The sequence below is a fragment of the Polyangiaceae bacterium genome (assembly GCA_016715885.1).
Taxonomy (GTDB): domain Bacteria; phylum Myxococcota_A; class Polyangia; order Polyangiales; family Polyangiaceae; genus Polyangium.
Genome location: JADJXL010000020.1, coordinates 1,228,351 through 1,244,035, shown reverse-complemented (window position 1 = coordinate 1,244,035; position 15,685 = coordinate 1,228,351). Strand labels below are relative to the sequence as shown.

Annotated in this window: 11 protein-coding genes and 1 tRNA gene; 7 read left to right on the top strand and 5 right to left on the bottom strand. The window is 60.9% G+C overall.

From position 1 onward, the window contains the following. Positions 1 to 178: 178 nt before the first annotated feature. Together IPM54_30435 and IPM54_30430 are read right to left on the bottom strand one after the other, a co-directional pair. Entirely contained in the window at positions 179 to 2,602 is a 2,424-nt protein-coding gene (locus tag IPM54_30435) for a hypothetical protein (protein MBK9264106.1), read from the bottom strand. Between the two features lie 93 nt (positions 2,603 to 2,695). Next, positions 2,696 to 3,778: a hypothetical protein gene (locus IPM54_30430; GenBank protein ID MBK9264105.1), complete on the bottom strand. Its 1,083-nt coding sequence runs from the start codon at positions 3,776 to 3,778 to the stop codon at positions 2,696 to 2,698. A gap of 239 nt (positions 3,779 to 4,017) precedes the next feature. Here IPM54_30430 and IPM54_30425 point away from each other — a divergent pair, with 239 nt between their 5' ends. Then, positions 4,018 to 5,928, top strand: coding sequence for a protein kinase (locus tag IPM54_30425; protein ID MBK9264104.1), 1,911 nt, complete (start codon positions 4,018 to 4,020; stop codon positions 5,926 to 5,928). Here the strand turns inward: IPM54_30425 and IPM54_30420 are convergent. The 3 genes from IPM54_30420 to IPM54_30410 form a co-directional block, all read right to left on the bottom strand. Continuing rightward, a complete protein-coding gene (locus IPM54_30420; GenBank protein ID MBK9264103.1) occupies positions 5,914 to 6,702 on the bottom strand; it encodes a hypothetical protein in 789 nt (262 codons plus the stop codon). The two genes, IPM54_30425 and IPM54_30420, sit on opposite strands and share 15 nt — an antisense overlap. Next, positions 6,692 to 7,420 carry a translation initiation factor IF-3 gene (locus IPM54_30415; GenBank protein MBK9264102.1) on the bottom strand — a complete coding sequence of 243 codons (729 nt, stop codon included), beginning with the start codon at positions 7,418 to 7,420 and terminating at the stop codon, positions 6,692 to 6,694. The genes IPM54_30420 and IPM54_30415 overlap by 11 nt, the downstream gene beginning before the upstream one ends. Positions 7,421 to 7,653: 233 nt before the next feature. After that, positions 7,654 to 7,725 (bottom strand) — tRNA-Val (locus IPM54_30410). Positions 7,726 to 7,921: 196 nt separating this feature from the next. On the opposite strand from IPM54_30410, the gene yajC reads away from it, so the two are divergent. From yajC to IPM54_30380, 6 genes are all read left to right on the top strand, one after another. Further along, a complete protein-coding gene (yajC, locus tag IPM54_30405) occupies positions 7,922 to 8,335 on the top strand; it encodes a preprotein translocase subunit YajC (GenBank protein ID MBK9264101.1) in 414 nt (137 codons plus the stop codon). A gap of 55 nt (positions 8,336 to 8,390) precedes the next feature. Then, positions 8,391 to 10,538 carry a protein translocase subunit SecD gene (gene secD, locus IPM54_30400; protein MBK9264100.1) on the top strand — a complete coding sequence of 716 codons (2,148 nt, stop codon included), beginning with the start codon at positions 8,391 to 8,393 and terminating at the stop codon, positions 10,536 to 10,538. A gap of 10 nt (positions 10,539 to 10,548) precedes the next feature. Next, positions 10,549 to 11,808 (top strand): protein translocase subunit SecF, encoded by a 1,260-nt coding sequence (secF, locus tag IPM54_30395; protein MBK9264099.1) that lies wholly within the window; start codon positions 10,549 to 10,551, stop codon positions 11,806 to 11,808. A gap of 151 nt (positions 11,809 to 11,959) precedes the next feature. Further along, positions 11,960 to 13,747, top strand: a complete 1,788-nt coding sequence (gene recJ, locus IPM54_30390; GenBank protein MBK9264098.1) for a single-stranded-DNA-specific exonuclease RecJ — start codon at positions 11,960 to 11,962, stop codon at positions 13,745 to 13,747. Positions 13,748 to 13,750: 3 nt separating this feature from the next. Next, positions 13,751 to 14,530, top strand: coding sequence for an ATP-binding cassette domain-containing protein (locus tag IPM54_30385; GenBank protein ID MBK9264097.1), 780 nt, complete (start codon positions 13,751 to 13,753; stop codon positions 14,528 to 14,530). A gap of 23 nt (positions 14,531 to 14,553) precedes the next feature. Further along, positions 14,554 to 15,684 (top strand): MCE family protein, encoded by a 1,131-nt coding sequence (locus tag IPM54_30380; protein ID MBK9264096.1) that lies wholly within the window; start codon positions 14,554 to 14,556, stop codon positions 15,682 to 15,684. The last annotated feature ends 1 nt before the right edge of the window (position 15,685 follow it).

The window sequence follows — 15,685 nt, the reverse complement described above, 5'->3', positions numbered from 1 at the left end:
TGGAAGTCGAGGTATCGAGTTTGATAGCCCGGTCGCTGCCCGAATATTTCCGGCACTCGCGGGACCCCAAACTCGCCTGCTTCGCAGGCTCGAACAGTGGGGCCCCCCCGCAAGCGCCGGAAATATCCGAGCCGCTCCCTATCTCGACAATGCGTCTACGTCACGCGGATGTCCGCATTCACTTCGGCGTATCGAGCGCGCAGAAGCCGTTGATGCAAATGTTCGTCGGATCGCAACAATCGGCCGCCGTCGTGCACTTTTCTTGCAACTTCGAACACATGCCCTCCGGGGGCTTGTCCGAACAGATGAGCTCGGGCGGACCACCTTCGGGGTTTGGCGAACAGAAACCATTGCAGCATTGATCGCCCGTCTCGCAACCATTGCCGTCGGCGCGGCACGGTTCGAGCACCCAGAAGCCACGCGCGTTGCCCGCCAAAAGCTCCTGTGCGGGCAAGTAAAACCCTGGATGGCTTCCGTCGACGCCAGCTGGGGAGCTCAGGTCGACCGCGCTGACCCACAATTTCTTCGTGGTGATGTTTTGGAAGAGGTTGACGCCTCGCGGGTCGCTGCAGAATGGCGGAATCGTCGCGACGTTTCCATACATGCGGCGGCTCGTGAAAACCACCCACGCGTAGCCGCCGGAAGCGATTGGATTGACCGTGGGCTCGTAATTGAGGTTCACGTCGTCGCCATGATCGGGATCGATGTTTCCGACTTGCGAGCCGTCGCCCGTGCAGCCCATGTTGATGGGCGCGGCGAGCTTGGGCAAGTACACGTTTCCCGCTGCGTCTTTGCCATTCAATTGGTTGAGCGGCGTGGGATCGCCCCCGCCTGCTGCATTGGCAACCGCAATGAACGCCTTGGCACCTTTGCGCGTGCGGAGATCGCCGAGCCCATTGCCGTCGATGCCGGCGGCAATTTGATGGTGATACACGACGGATTTCCCATCCGGGAAGAAGGCAGGCCATCCGGGCCGCGTCTGCGCAGGCTGTCCCGTCAAGTCGACGACCGTGACCGGATTCGAGAATGCACCCGTTGCAGCGTCGAAGTCGAGCACGACGAGCTTTTGCGTGGGATTCGGAATGCTGGGACTCGACATCGGATTCGTGACGACCTTTTTCCCGTCGGGCGAGAACATGGGTGTGCCAATGTTGCCCACAGCCACGGTGTTCAATCCCGAAATGGGGAGGAGCGTGCCAGGATTCGTCAGCGAAACGAGATTCCCCGTGATCGTGAGGGCCATGGACGCGTCGGGCGCGATGCCCGGATGCGCGCTACCATTGGGAAGATTGGCTTCCGTCGTGCCGGCAGGCGTCAGATCATAATAAGAAACGCCGCCGCCATCTCGTTCAGCAATGAGCTTCGCGCCATTCGCAGCGACGGAATGACAAACGCGACACTCCGAAGCGGGTCCGCTCTTGCCGGCTGCGAGCTGCGGCCCCGTATCGCCCACCTTGATGGACAAAACCGCGCCCCCGAACATGCCATCGCCCCCGACCGCTCCACCATAATTCTTGGCGAGCTTCGTGCCGTACGAGTTGTAATAGATGATGCCGGAAAGACGCCCCGGCGCAATGGTCCACGTCTCCGCAATGGGGCCATAACCCACGCCACCTTTGGCGACCGTGAGTTTGACGAGGAGCTTGTCGGTGGTCCCGTCCGGCGCTTTTCCTCCTGCCGTGTTCGTCGCCATGGTCCAAACGTCTTGAGGAATCGGGTGCCGAATGAAAGCACCACCTGTTTGTTGCAGAATGGGCGGACGACCGAACGTGCCGCTCCATTTGAACGAACCGCTCGTCGTTTCGAGATCGATTCGAATCGCATCGACATCGCCCAGCGTCGACTCCCACATGAGCAGCGGTGCGAGAATGCCGCGCGGAAAAACCGTCTTGTCGTACGGGTAGAGGAGTCGCAAGTTTTCCGCTTGCCCATTGCTGCTGGGTGTTCCGAGCGCCGCAATGACATTGGGATCGGTCACGCCGTCCCCGAGGCCTTCGCCACCGACACCACCTATGCCACCGTCTTGCGTGAGTTGCGGGACGCTCGTCGCAATTTGCGGCTGCTGCGCCGGGTTGTTCGGATCGGCGCCATTTTGCGTGCCTGCAACTTTGACGAAAACCTCCCGTTCGATGGTTTGCCCATTGAGGCCCGCACGCACGCGCACGATGCCGCCAACCGTGCCTTTCGGCGCGAATGCCGCCGAGCTCGCCGGGCCAGCCGGGATGGTCGCAACTTCCCCACGATCGACGCTCCACCCGGCCGCGATGGGTTTTCCATCGAGCGTAGCCGTGTATTCAATCGTCGGCATGTTTTGCCCAACCTGCACCTCGATCGTTTGCGGCGCAGCCGGCTGCACGTCGAAACCTTGCATCTGCGAGCCGCCGCCCATGCCTCCACAGCCGAACAGCCCGCAGTCGCCACCCATGCCAGCTTCGCCACCGCTGCCGTTGCCCGCAGAGCCCCCCGCAGCCGCCCCGCCGGAGCTGGATCCGCTGCTGCCGGCGGGGCTCGAGCTGCCTGGGCCGCCACAAGCAGCTCCAAGCGCCGCGGCAGAAAGCGTCGTCAAGAGAACCAAACCCAATCGAGAAGGTCGTAGTCGCATTCTAAAATGCTACGAGAATTGGGCGGCGGGGCGCAAGGGAGAATCGGGAATTTTCTTTCGTGGATTCCTTGCGCTCGAGCAGATGACGCAGGCCTACCGCGCGCGCTGCCCTGGAGCGGGACCCCCGCCAGCCGAAGCCTCGTCGGATGCAACGATTTGCAGTGGTGGTGCAGCTCCGGCGCTTTGGGTGATGGTGAGCGAAAAATCTTTCTTGAATCCTCCTGCGGATACAATGAGCGTCGCGATTCCAGGCCCGCTTGCCTTGACGCCGAAACACGACATATCCACAGGTTTTGCCGTAATGGATCCTTCGACGGACGCCGACCACGACAAGCCCCCGACGGCGCGATTCCCAGCCAAACCACGAAAACAATACACGCGCTCGGTGCCCATGGGTATCGATGAGCTGGTATCTGGGCTGAAGATGCTCGACACGATTTCGATATCGTCGAGCGTGCCGACGATGGGCATGCTGTCCGAGTAGGAATCGCCTGACCCGGTTTGCACGAATATTTCGGCAGATCCAGCCGCGTCCACGAAAATCGAGCGTTTGTCCCAGCTCGGGATGCTGGTTTCGCTCGTGGCCGAGCCTCCAATGTCGAACGTCATGCTTTGGTCCACGAGGCGCTTGTCGCTGCCGCGAAGAACGACGCCCATTTCCAAGTGCGAATCGGCCAAAAGTGCCCAATCCATTTTTTCTGCCGCTTCGGGATCGAACCACGGTGCCGACACCGGAACGACTCGAATGGATTGAATACTTGCGGCCGATATCGATATGCGATCGAAAAGCTCCAGCGATCCGGCATCGAAGATGCGCAAATAGCCCGAACCTTCACCATTTGCCCGAATGATCACCGAAGGAGAATCGATCTCTTCGACTTGCAGCGGAGGCGTGCCCTCGGCCCCGAATGGTACGTCAAAGAAGTCCGTATTGCTGTTCGATGCGTGAACTCGGATGGTCTGCGTGCCCGAAACCGCAGTCGTTTGCGGCCCCGTATCCAAAAAACCATCAAACAAACTCGCTCCCGTGAACCACAAGCCCTCGGGCGTGAGCTGCGAACAGGTCTCTTCCTCGGGGCAGCTAAAGTCGCCAGACGCCGCCCGATTCCCCGGAGCGCCGCACGCCGACAAAAAAGTCATGGCGGCAAGCGTTTGAAGCAAAGTTTTTCGAGTCATGCGCGGTAGAATAGCAAATTACATACCCGTCTTCTAGGAACTTCATGTGTGTCGTGATGCACAAGTGCGAGCTGTCCAGGTGTTCGTGAATGTGATGTGTCGCGCAGAATTTGTGTGTTTGCTCGAACATGTAGACTTTTCCACCGCATTCTTTGGGGCCCGGAGCGACTCGTGGTATGCTCGCGGCGCTTCGCAGTAGAGTCGGGACGGCAGATGGGTGGGAGACGTTTTCGGGCGAGATGACGCAAGGACACCAACAATACCGGGTTATCGAGAGGCTCGCCGTCGGAGGCATGGCGGAAGTATTTCTGGCCGAACGCGTGGGGCTCGAGGGGTTCAAGAAACGCGTGGCGATCAAGCGCGTCTTGCCTCATCTGTCGCAGAAAACTCGATTCATCGCGATGTTTCTCGATGAAGCTCGCGTATCGGCGTATCTGACCCATTCCAACGTCGCGCAGGTCTTCGATATCGGTGTCGGCGAAAACGCGTACTTCATCGTGATGGAGTACGTCGAGGGGGCCGACTTGAAGTCGGTTATGGAATACATGCGCAAATCGGGGCGATCGTTCCCCGTCGAAGTCGCCGTGCACGTCGCCGAAAAGATGTGCGAGGGGCTTTCGTACGCGCACGAAGCAAAAACCCCCGAAGGCGATCCGCTCTGCATCGTGCATCGTGACGTGTCCCCGCCAAACGTGCTCATCACGAAATACGGCGAGGTCAAGATCGTCGATTTCGGTCTCGCGAAAGCAACGAGTCAGCTCGAGAAAAGCGATCCGGGGATCGTCAAAGGAAAATTCAGTTATCTGTCGCCCGAAGCCGCGCAGGGCCAAGAAGTCGACGCGCGCACGGATATCTTCGCCACGGGCATCATCTTATGGGAAATGCTCGCACAAAAGCGCCTGTTTCTCGGGGAAAACGATGCTCGAACGGTCATCCAGGTTCGCGCTGCCAACATTCCACCGCTTGGCGCAATCAATAAAGACGTCCCACCCGAGCTCGATCGGATAGTCGCTCGGGCGCTCGCGCGTGACCCCGACAAACGTTACGCGACAGCGCGCGAGATGGGGCGCGATCTGACGACGTTTCTCTACAAATACGGCAAACCCGTCTCGTCGCAGGACGTTGCGGAAATCGTCCGCAACACCGTGGCCCATCGCAAACCACAAGCACGCGCCAAACCCACGACGGTTGGAAAACTCATCGAAGAGGCGCTGCTCGAGTTCAAGTCGCTCGAGGAAGACGACGGAGCGCAAGGAGGAACGACCTCCGAACGGCTCATGCGAGGTCGCGTTTCGCACTTCGAGGACATTGCGAAATGGATCGAGGAAATCGAGCAGAACCCGGCGAGCGAAGCGCGAAGCGCAAGGCCAGCGTTTGGTAGGCGAAGAACGTTCGAGCCAATCTCTACGCGAGCGCCCGCGTCGTCACTCGGTCCGGTTTCTTCGGCGCCTCGAGATGACGTGCCGAAAGAAGCTCCAGCAGAAAATGCCGCGCCGATTGCTCCTCCCGTGGCGCCGCCCGAGCCGGTGATCACCACGGCCGATCGAGCAGCGACAGCGCCGACTGCGGATGATGATTCACCGCCGCCCAATACGAGGCGATCGGTGCCGCCCGTTGGTGAGCCATCGCAACCGTCGAGGGAATCGCAGCCGGTCCTCATCAAAGAAGCGTGGCAACCCGTCGAGATCACGGAGCCGATGCAACCGCCTGATGCGAAAGAAGCATCCGAGCCCGCGCAACCGAAGGAGCCATCGCCGCCGTTGGCCGTGATGGACGCGACGCCGTTGCCTCCCGTTGCCGAAGACTCGCAGTCGCCTCCTGACGTCGAAGAGTCCGAGCCGCTCGAGACGGGAGATGTTTCGCGCTCGACCGGCATCAAGAAGCGCAAGAAGAAATCGAGCAAGTCCGACAAGAAAGACGGCGATCGGAGCTCGCGCATCGAGATGGAGTCGAAGTCCATCGCCACGGGCAAGAAGGACAGAAGCTCGCGCATCGAAACGGGGAAGGGGCCCATCAAGACGACATCTGCGCCGTCGGCTGCGTCCGCGGCGTCTGGCAAAGACGGCAACAAAGGGATGTGGATCTTCGTTGTCGCGGCGCTTTTGCTGCTTGCGGTGGGCGCGTATTACGGCGGGCTATTCGCGCACTGAGGCGCGCCTGCGCGGTTTGTCGGAAAAGTCTTTCGGGCGCGGGATTTCCACGGCCACGTCGAAGCGCTGTTCGCCGCGCCAAACCACGCCCGTGATGACCTTTGCGTTTCGGCTGATGGCTCCGGCGACGATGCCGATGACGGCGCTCTCCGAAGTCGCCGGCGCTCCACCGACGCTCGTGAGAATGTCGCCATCACGCAGGCCCGTGCCGAACGCGGAGACGCCGACGAGGGACAGGCCTGCGGGTCGTTGAGCCGTTGCGGGTGCAGGTACGGATGACGGGCGCCCTCCACTGCGCACGGCGCGAACGACGGCGTCGGTACGCACGATGATTCCGCGGTGCGTCTTGGCTGACGGCGCTGCGTGTCGTGTTGACGGCGCATCGCTGCGGCGTGTTTCAGCGACGGAGTCGCTTGCTTTTGCAGGAGCTTTGGGCGGCGCTACTGGACGCGCTTCGACGGGACGCCAAGCGAAGGCGCTGTCGAGGTTCGTGGTGGCGACGTCAGCGAGCGCGGGTGCGGCGCGATCGACGAGGACGCGCGCGACCGGCGGGATGGCGACGAGTGGTGCGACGAGAAGGGATGCGATCGCGGCGCGCCGCAGGTACGCAGCGGGCCTCGATGAGGTTTGTCCGCGCGTAACCTGCGACGTTTCGTGTGTGGTTTGTCCTAGTGGAACGATCGGATCGCGAGGTACGTTCACCGCATCGAACGACGCTCGTTCGAGCGTCGATGGGGTGAAGTGAAGGGGAGACGTGTCGGGGCTATTCGGCATCCCCTTCGTCGTCCTCGTCGTCCTCGTCCTCGTCCGCCTCTTCGAGTTGTTCTTCGAGTTTGCGGAGGGCTTCTTCGTTGTCGGTCGGGGCGGGAGCTGCGCGACCCTCTTGCAGGGCTTTCTGTCGAGCTTTTTCAGCGGCTGCGCGCGCTTGGGCCACGCGCTGCATGACGGCCGGTTTCGGCGCCATGAGAAGCGTCATCGTTCGTTGTTCCATGACGGGACGAACTTCGACGTTCGCGGTCTCTTCACATTGCTGGACGATCCAGTCGAGCTGCTCTTGTGCTTTCTCGGGGTGCGTGATCTCGCGGCCGCGGAAGCGCACCGTGAACTTCACCTTGTGACCCGCTTCGAGAAAGCGGATGGCTGCGCGCGTCTTGAACTGCAAGTCGTGATCGTCGGTTTTCGGACGCAACTTGATCTCTTTGATCTCGACGACACTCTGCTTGCGCTTCGCCTCGCGTGCTTTTTTCTTCTCGTCGTACTTGTACTTGCCGAAGTCGAGAATTTTGCAGACGGGCGGGTCAGCCTTCGGATTGACCTCCACGAGGTCGAGGCCTCGTTCCTGGGCGCGCCGCAAGGCTTCGTGGGTAGGCAGGATGCCGAGCATTTCTCCTGCTTCCCCGATGACTCTGATCTCGGGGACCCTGATTCGCTGATTGATTCTGATTTGGGGTCCGCGTTGGGCTTGCCGAGGATCGAAGCGTCGCATGCTCATGTGTGGTCTCGCTGTCTCCTTGTTCTTCGAGTTGTGAGGGTGCTGTGTAAAACGCCTTGTTGGCGCTACTGCTGCGAATGTGTTCATCCGCTGCGATGCTTCGCAGTGGATGCGTCAATTTCGCTCGACTGAGCGCCATTATCAACCGGCAGCTCCGATTCAAGTAGGCCAAATGGGAAAAGCCTCCCAACAGGAGGCTTTTCTCACGCTTTTTTCTGTTTCGCCCGATTTTGTAGGCGCGATTGGGTTCGAACCAACGACCCCTACCGTGTCAAGGTAGTGCTCTACCACTGAGCTACGCGCCTGTATCGCATGAACTGCATCTCGGCGATGGCTCACCGAGGGGACGCATCGCTACCAGGTGATGGTCGGGCCGTCAAGGCGAAAAAGGTTCGCCGTTCAAATTCCATCCGTCCGACTGACACATGCGGGGGCTTTTCTTGCGCTCCTGCCCGATCGTGGGTATGGACCCCGCCCTTTGGAGGGTTTCGCCTCGTGACGATGTTTTTGTCTCAGCCGACCACCGTTGCCCCTGGTCAGGGCCCTGCTGCTCCCGCTCCCGCACAGCCCTCGCAAGGGGCGCCCGCGCCGACGTCCGCGCCGCCGGATGGTGGCCCGTTTGGGGGTCTGTCCATTCTCTTTTTCCTGCTGCCGCTGCTCTTCGTGTTCTTGATGACGCGAAGTCAGTCGAAAAAGCAGAAGGAAATCGAGGCGTCGCTCAAGCCCGGGGATGTCGTGGTCACGCAATCCGGCCTGATTGGCAAGATCATCGACCTCGGGGACGTCAACGCGAAGCTGGAAATTGCTCCCGGCGTGAACGTCAAGGTGCGCAAGTCCTCCATCAGTGGTCCTGCCGAGGCGGCGGAGAGCAAGCCGGCCGAGACGAAAGACAAGGCGAACGAAAAGAAAGCGTAGCGCCCGCGCTTCGACTAAAGAAGGGGCCCGCGCTGCTCACTCCATTCACGTTCTCATGATCTACAACATCCTCCAGTACGTGTTTGCCGGCACTGCCGTCCTGTCCGGTGCACTTGCGTTTTGGCTGCGGCCCAAGCGAGGCGTGTTCGCCGTCGCGGCGCTCGCAGCCTTTTTCGCGTTCATCGCCGCTCACTACCAAGTCTTTTGGGCGAGCGCGGTGTTCGGCATGTGCATCCCATGGGCGCTCGTCTGTGCGCTTCCAACAATCGACATCGCCTGGCGCGCCAAGACCGGGTTCGCCCTGTTCTGCGCGCTCTCTTCGGCTCTCGCCATCTATCCGACGTACCACGACGAACGCTACGGTCGCCTCGATCGCAGCGCTCTCAGTGCCGAAGACGCGGAGAAAGCAGAGCTCGCTGCACTGGCCGGTGATCGTGGCGTTCGTGAGTGGCTCTTGACGAACATTCCGTTCCGCCTCGTCCGCGGCCTCGATTTGAAAGGCGGTCTGCGGCTCGTCTACACGGTCGACGTCGAAGAAGCGATCAAGGACAAGCGCGACCGGTACTACGACGAGCTTCGCCAGTCGCTCGCCAAAGCGTTCGGGATCATCGAGAAAGACAAGGTCGCGACGTCCGAAGACTTGAAGAAGCTCGCTGGCAAGGCGCGCGTCGAAAAGTCACGCGACAACGTCGGCACGTTGATCATCACGCTCGAGAACGCCGACGACGCGAACAAGATCAACGAAGAGTTCATGACGCCCTACCGCGAGCTGCAACGTCAGTTCTCGGCGGATCGCAAGCGCGTCACGATGCGCATCAAGAGCGACACCGAGTCGGATATCCGAGACAAGGCCGTCGCGAAGGCCAAGGACACCGTGCTCCGCCGCATCGACGGCATGGGCCTGAAGGAAGCATCGGTCACGACGCGCGACGAAGACATCATCATCGAGATTCCTGGTGACGACGAGAAGTCGTTCAAGAACATCAAGGACATCATCGCGCAGACCGCGCGCCTCGAATTCAAGCTGCTCGACGACGACACGAACTTCCTCGAGCCGGAAGTGCGCAACTCGAAGAACAACGAAGTCAGCGGCCTGAAGTTTCAGCAAGAGCAGGTCAGCGTTGGTCCGGGCAAACAGAAGGTCAACGTCTACGCCTTCCTCGAGAAGAAGGAAGGCGAGAAGATGATCGATGCGCTCGGTCGCATGAAGGAGTGGGCTGCGACGTTGTCGGTGCCCGACGATCACGAGATCGGCTTCGGCAAGGTCCAGGACTACGACGAAGACAAGGGGACCTTCGAGGACATTGGTTGGCGCACGTATTATCTCTACAGCAAGGCCGAGATCACCGGTGACATGGTGCGCGAGGCGCAAGCCATGGCGGATCCGAGCGACAAGGGGCTTGGTGGCTGGCTCGTGCGCATGGAGCTGACGCCGAAAGGCGCAGACATCTTCGAGGACATCACGGGGCGCAACATCAAGCGGCGCTTTGCGATCATCCTCGACGGCAAAGTAGAGACCTCACCCGTCATTCAGTCGAAGATCCCGGGCGGTATCGCGACGATCACGATGGGATCGGGCAATGTCGATCAGCAGATCCAAGACGCGCGCAAGCTCGAGCTCGTCCTGACATCCGGCGCGCTTCCTGCGCCGATTTCGCCCTCCAATGAGCAGGTCATCGGAGCTTCGCTCGGTCAGGATGCCATCAGGCAAGGGCTCAAGGCGGGTGCTGCGGGCGGCGCCTTGGTGCTCATCTTCATGATGGTCTACTACAGCCGCGCGGGGCTCATTGCGAACATCGCCGTGCTCTTCAACGCGGTCTTGCAGATCGCGGTCTTGGCCATGTTCGGCGCATCGATGACGCTTCCGGGCATCGCGGGCCTTGCGCTCACCATCGGTATCGCCGTCGACGCGAACGTGCTCATCAACGAGCGTATTCGTGACGAGCTGCGTGCGGGCAAGAGCGCACGAGCGGCGGTCGACATTGGTTACGACAAGGCGTTCAGCGCCATTCTCGACGGACACGTCACGACGTTCATCTCTGGGTTGATTCTCGCAACCTACGGCTCTGGCCCCATCAAGGGGTTTGCCGTGACGCTCCTCGTAGGCATCGTCGTGAGTTTGTTCACGGGCGTGGTTTGCACGCGGCTCATGTTCGATTGGGCCGTTCGTGGTCGCAGAGCCAAGAAGCTCTACCTCGGCTGAGAAGAAGCACATGGAATTCATCAAGCCTGGTCGGCAGTTCGACTTCATGAGTAAGCGCTGGCACTTCATTGGGCTGAGCGCGGTACTCCTCCTTCTATCCATCGTCGCGTTCTTCAAGCCCGGCCCGCAAATCGGCACGGACTTCAAGGGCGGCACCGAGCTCGAGGTGGCGTTCAAGACCCAGATCGACGCGGGTGAAATTCGAAAGACCGTCGAGTCGCTTGGGTTCACGGGCGCCGATGTCATTCGCGTTCGTGACTCGGGCGCCGAAAATGCAAACCGATTCCTCATCCGGGTGCAGGACGTCACGGTTTTGACCGACCAGCAGAAGCAGGTCATCCAAGACAAACTGTGCTTCGTGCCGGAAGGCACCGAGCCTGCGGGTGACTTCGCCACGCGCTGTCCGAACAACGTGCGTGCGAGCGAGGTCAAATTCAGCCCGGGAGGCGACAAGATTTCGATGCGTTACGACACCGCGCCGGATCTTGAAGCGATCAAGGCGCAGCTCACGGGCGTCAGTGGCGTCGAGCTGCGCGAGGGCCAGAACAACCCCGTCATCGTGAGCGTTCGTGACAACAAGGTCGAAGCTCAGCTCAAGTCGCGAGGTGATCAGCTTCTCGACGGTCTGCGCAGCAAGCTCGGGTCGGACAAAGTGCCTGATCAAGCCTTGCGCGTGGAGTGGATCGGCCCGAAGGCCGGTGCGCAACTCCGCGACGCCGCCATCACGAGCGTGGTCATCTCGATCATCTTCATCATGGCGTACATCGCGTTCCGCTTCGATCTGCGGTTCGCACCAGGTGGCATCATCGCTCTCGTGCACGACGTCGGTATCGCGCTTGGCGCCATGATCATCACGCATCGTGAGATCACGTTGTCCACGGTCGCGGCGCTTCTCACCATCGTTGGCTACTCGATCAACGACACCGTCATCGTGTACGACCGCATTCGAGAAAACCTCGCCAAACATCGGAACATGTCGTTCGCGCAGATCATCAACCTGTCCGTCTCCGAAATGCTCGGACGCACGATCATCACGGCGGGTACGACGGGGCTCACCATGGTGACGTTCCTCATCTGGGGTACGGGCGTCATCAAGGACTTCGCGTTCGCGTTGCTCGTCGGTGTCGCGGTCGGTACGTACTCCTCGATTTACATCTCGGCTCCGATCACCGAATGGATTGACCGCAGGTTCTTTGGTGGTCAGACGGCGGCACCGCGCAAGAAGGTCAGCCGCACCAAGGCCGTCAAGCGCGCCGACGCTGTGGTGTAGCTCGTATCCCGCAGCATTCTCCGCACACGTAAGCCCCGCGATGGATTCCCATCGCGGGGCTTTCGTTTTTCCGGGCAACGTCAAACCCGCTGTGTGCACTCGTGCTTCCCGTGGACATCGCGCGTCTGCCGCGGTACGCGTTGCGCCTCGCATGATCGATTCAGCGTGGAAACAGGCCACTGAGCCCGAAGTGGCTCACCTCGTCATTCCACAAGCTTTGCCAGCATCGGTTTCGAACGAACCGATCATTCGTGATCCTGGGCAAGCCTCCGTCGATGCGCTCGAGTTGTCGCGTGCACTGGGTTTGTCAATCACGGTGGCCGATGCCTTGTTTCGATCGGGCCGCCGTGCCGACGATGCCACGCGCCTTTTTCTCGACCCGCGCCTATCGCATCTCACGCCTCCCGATCGCATGGCCGATCGTGATCTCAGCGCGGATCGCATCGCGCACGCGATTCGTCGCAACGAACACGTCGTCGTCTTCGGCGACTACGACTGCGACGGCATCACGTCTTGCGCCATCGTCACCGAAGTCATTCGCACCCTTGGCGGCCGCGCTACGCCCCTTCTCGCGACGCGCAAGGACGGCAGCTACGGCTTCTGCGCTCCCGCGCTCGCACGCGTGAAAGCAACGGGCGCGAGCCTTCTCGTCACGTGCGATTGCGGATCGAGCGACCACGAACGCCTTGCGGATGCGCGTGCTGCCGGCATGGACGTGATCGTCATCGATCATCACCTCGTACCGGACGAACCACTGCCTGCGCTTGCGTTTTTGAATCCGCATCGGCCCGAATGCGAGTTCCCCTTCAAGCACCTTGCATCGTGCGGTTTGGCGCTGTCGCTCGGAGCTGCCGTGCGTCGCGCGCTCGGTGCGGAGCTCGACATGCGCACGTGGCTCGATCTCGTGGCCATTGGAACGGTTGCCGACGTCGCGCCGCTCGTAGGTGACAACCGATCCCTCGTGCGAGCGGGCCTTGCGGCGCTTGCGCTTGGTTTGCGACCTGGTCTTCGTGCGCTTGCGGAATACGGCAAGCTCGACCTGATTCACGGTGTCACGGCCGACGACGTCGCGTTCCGCATCGCGCCGCGTCTCAATGCGCCTGGAAGGCTAGCCGATCCGGATCTATCGCTCGCGCTGCTGCTCGAGCGAGATGTTACGCGTGCAAACGGAATTGCCGCGCACATCGAACAGCTCACGCTGCAGCGGCGCGCCATTCAAGAAGAGATGATCGTGCAAGCAGAACGCGACATCGAAGCGGCGCGGTGGGCAAACGATCCCGCGATCGTTCTGGCGCGTGAAGGATGGCATGTCGGCATCGTGGGCATCGTGGCGGGACGCATCGCGTCGAAGTACGGCAAGCCCACGATCGTTGCTGCGATCGATGGGCAAACGGGACGTGGTTCCGTGCGAGGTCCAGCGGGCTTTCCTTTGCACGACGCGCTCACGCGATGTCGTCGCGAGCTCGTTGCATTTGGCGGCCATCAAGCTGCGGCGGGCGTCGAGGTGCGGCCTGATCGCGTCGATGCGTTGCGTGCGCTGTTTTGCGAGGTGTGTACGGACATCGGTGGTGCCGCGGCTACGCCTGAAAGCGAAGTCAACGCGGACGTGCGTCTCGATGATCGCGACGAACCATCCGTCGTCGCGCGTGACCTCGAACGGCTCGAGCCGTGCGGCCAAGGCAACCGTGCTCCACGCGTTCTCGTGCGTAACGCGCCTGTGCGTACGGCGCGCGCGATCAAGGGCCACCTGAAGCTCGAAGTCGCCTTGGCGCGGCACGTCATTGGAGCTTTCGGTTTCGAGCTTGGAGACCAGGCAAGCGCGCTCGGCGGCGGTCGCGTCGACATCGTCGGGCGGCTTCGTCGCGACACGTTCCGCGGTGGAAGCGCGGTCGAACTACGCATCGATCGCGTTGCGCGTGCTCGTGCGATGGTAGAGTGAGTCGTGCGCGAGCCGATCATCCGGTTTCGAAACGTGAAGAAGGCATTTGGCGAGAAGGTCGTCTATCGCAGCCTTTCGCTCGACGTGTTTCCCGGAGAAACGCTCACCGTCATCGGTGGCTCCGGTGTCGGCAAGAGCGTCATGCTGAAGCTGCTCATTCGGCTTCTCGAAGCAGACGACGGATCCATCACGTTTCACGGTGAAGAGATCACGTCGATGAAGGAGTGGAAGGCGCGCCTTCTTCGTCGACGCATCGCGATGTTGTTTCAGGGCGCTGCGTTATTCGACTCGATATCCGTGGGAGGAAACGTCGCGTACGGTTTGCACGAGCACTACCGCGACGAGATGACCGAGGCGCAGATTGCCGAGCGAGTCGACTGGGCGTTGTCGCTCGTGGGGCTGCCCGGGATCGAAGCGATGCGGCCTTCGGACCTTTCTGGAGGCATGAAAAAACGCGTCGGTTTAGCGCGAGCGATCGCGGTGCAACCGGAAGTGCTGCTGTACGACGAACCGACGACGGGCCTCGATCCCATCAACACCGAACGGATCAATCACCTCATTCGCGGCCTGAAAAAGGCGCTCACCGTCACGAGCATCGTGGTCACGCACGACATGAAGAGTGCGTTCTCGATTTCCGATCGCATGGCCATGGTGCAGGCTGGCGAGATTATCTTTTCAGGGACGCCGAGCGAGTTCGACCAGTCGACGGACCCGCGCGTCGAACATTTCATCAAGGGCATCGCGCCGGTGAACGAAGACGTCGAGACGCTGTTGCGAGCGTGACGTGGGGCTCATCTTCGCGCATGATGGGGGCGCAGATGAACAGGTCCCGTGACATCAAGGTTGGTCTCTTCGTACTCGCTGGGCTGCTTTTCTCTGCGCTCGTCATCTTCCTCATCGGCGACGAGCGCCGGTTCTTCAACTCGTCGATCCGCATCAACACCACGTTCACGGATGTGCAGGGTCTAAAGCCCGGCGCGCCTGTTCGCATGGGTGGTATCGACGTCGGAACCGTCAAAAAGGTCGGTTACAAGAAGGGGTCGATCGACACGACCATCTACGTCGAGCTCGACATCGTCAAAGACGAAGCTGCACGCATTCGCAAAGACAGCGTTGCGCGTGTTGCGGCCAAGGGCCTGCTCGGCGACAAGATGATCGAGATCACGAAGGGCGAGTCCCCGGAGGTCGTTCCCGCAGGCGGCGATATCCGCGGCGAAGAACCGACGGATCTCATGGGCACCGCGATGGGCATGACGGCAAAAGCCAACGATGCCCTCGGCAACATCTCGAAGGTGAGCGAATCGCTCGCCGACGAACGGTTGCATCAAGACATACGCGGCAGCGCTGCGTCGATGAACAAGCTCCTCAGCGATGTCGCGAATGGTGAGGGGTATCCGCGCAAGTTTCTCACGGACAAGGACGAGGCCGAACGCATCTCGCGCACGCTGCAAAACCTCGATCGCGCAAGCTCCGAGCTTGCACTCACGCTGGGCGAGCTTCGAGGCGTCATCGCACGCGTGAAGTCGGGTCCGGGCTTTGCGCACGACATGATTTATGGCGAGGGGCCGAAGAAGGAGATCGCGCAGTTCGGTGCCGCAGCGGGCGAAGTTGCTACGACCCTGAAGGGAATTCGTGAAAGCGACAGCTTCGTTCATGACGCTCTCTACGGCGGCAAAGGAAATGGCACCGAAGCGCTCGCGAACGTCACTGCGATGACCGGCGACTTGCGCGCGATCGTTGCAGACATGCGCCGAGGCAAGGGCACCGTTGGAGCGCTTCTCGTCGACCCATCGATTTACGAGGACGTGAAAACGATGGTCGGCAACGTCAGTCGCAACGACATCCTTCGCGCGCTCGTGCGTTATTCGATCCGACAGGACGAAAAGAAGCCCACGGTCGAAGTGACGCCCCCCAAAGATTCTACGCCTCCGAAATAAT

Coding starts and splice junctions, on each gene's coding strand:
- IPM54_30435 (MBK9264106.1), bottom strand. CDS start 2,602: ATGCGACTACGACCTTCTCGATTGGGTTTGGTTCTCTTGACGACGCTT.
- IPM54_30430 (MBK9264105.1), bottom strand. CDS start 3,778: ATGACTCGAAAAACTTTGCTTCAAACGCTTGCCGCCATGACTTTTTTG.
- IPM54_30425 (MBK9264104.1), top strand. CDS start 4,018: ATGACGCAAGGACACCAACAATACCGGGTTATCGAGAGGCTCGCCGTC.
- IPM54_30420 (MBK9264103.1), bottom strand. CDS start 6,702: ATGCCGAATAGCCCCGACACGTCTCCCCTTCACTTCACCCCATCGACG.
- IPM54_30415 (MBK9264102.1), bottom strand. CDS start 7,420: ATGAGCATGCGACGCTTCGATCCTCGGCAAGCCCAACGCGGACCCCAA.
- yajC (MBK9264101.1), top strand. CDS start 7,922: ATGTTTTTGTCTCAGCCGACCACCGTTGCCCCTGGTCAGGGCCCTGCT.
- secD (MBK9264100.1), top strand. CDS start 8,391: ATGATCTACAACATCCTCCAGTACGTGTTTGCCGGCACTGCCGTCCTG.
- secF (MBK9264099.1), top strand. CDS start 10,549: ATGGAATTCATCAAGCCTGGTCGGCAGTTCGACTTCATGAGTAAGCGC.
- recJ (MBK9264098.1), top strand. CDS start 11,960: ATGATCGATTCAGCGTGGAAACAGGCCACTGAGCCCGAAGTGGCTCAC.
- IPM54_30380 (MBK9264096.1), top strand. CDS start 14,554: ATGGGGGCGCAGATGAACAGGTCCCGTGACATCAAGGTTGGTCTCTTC.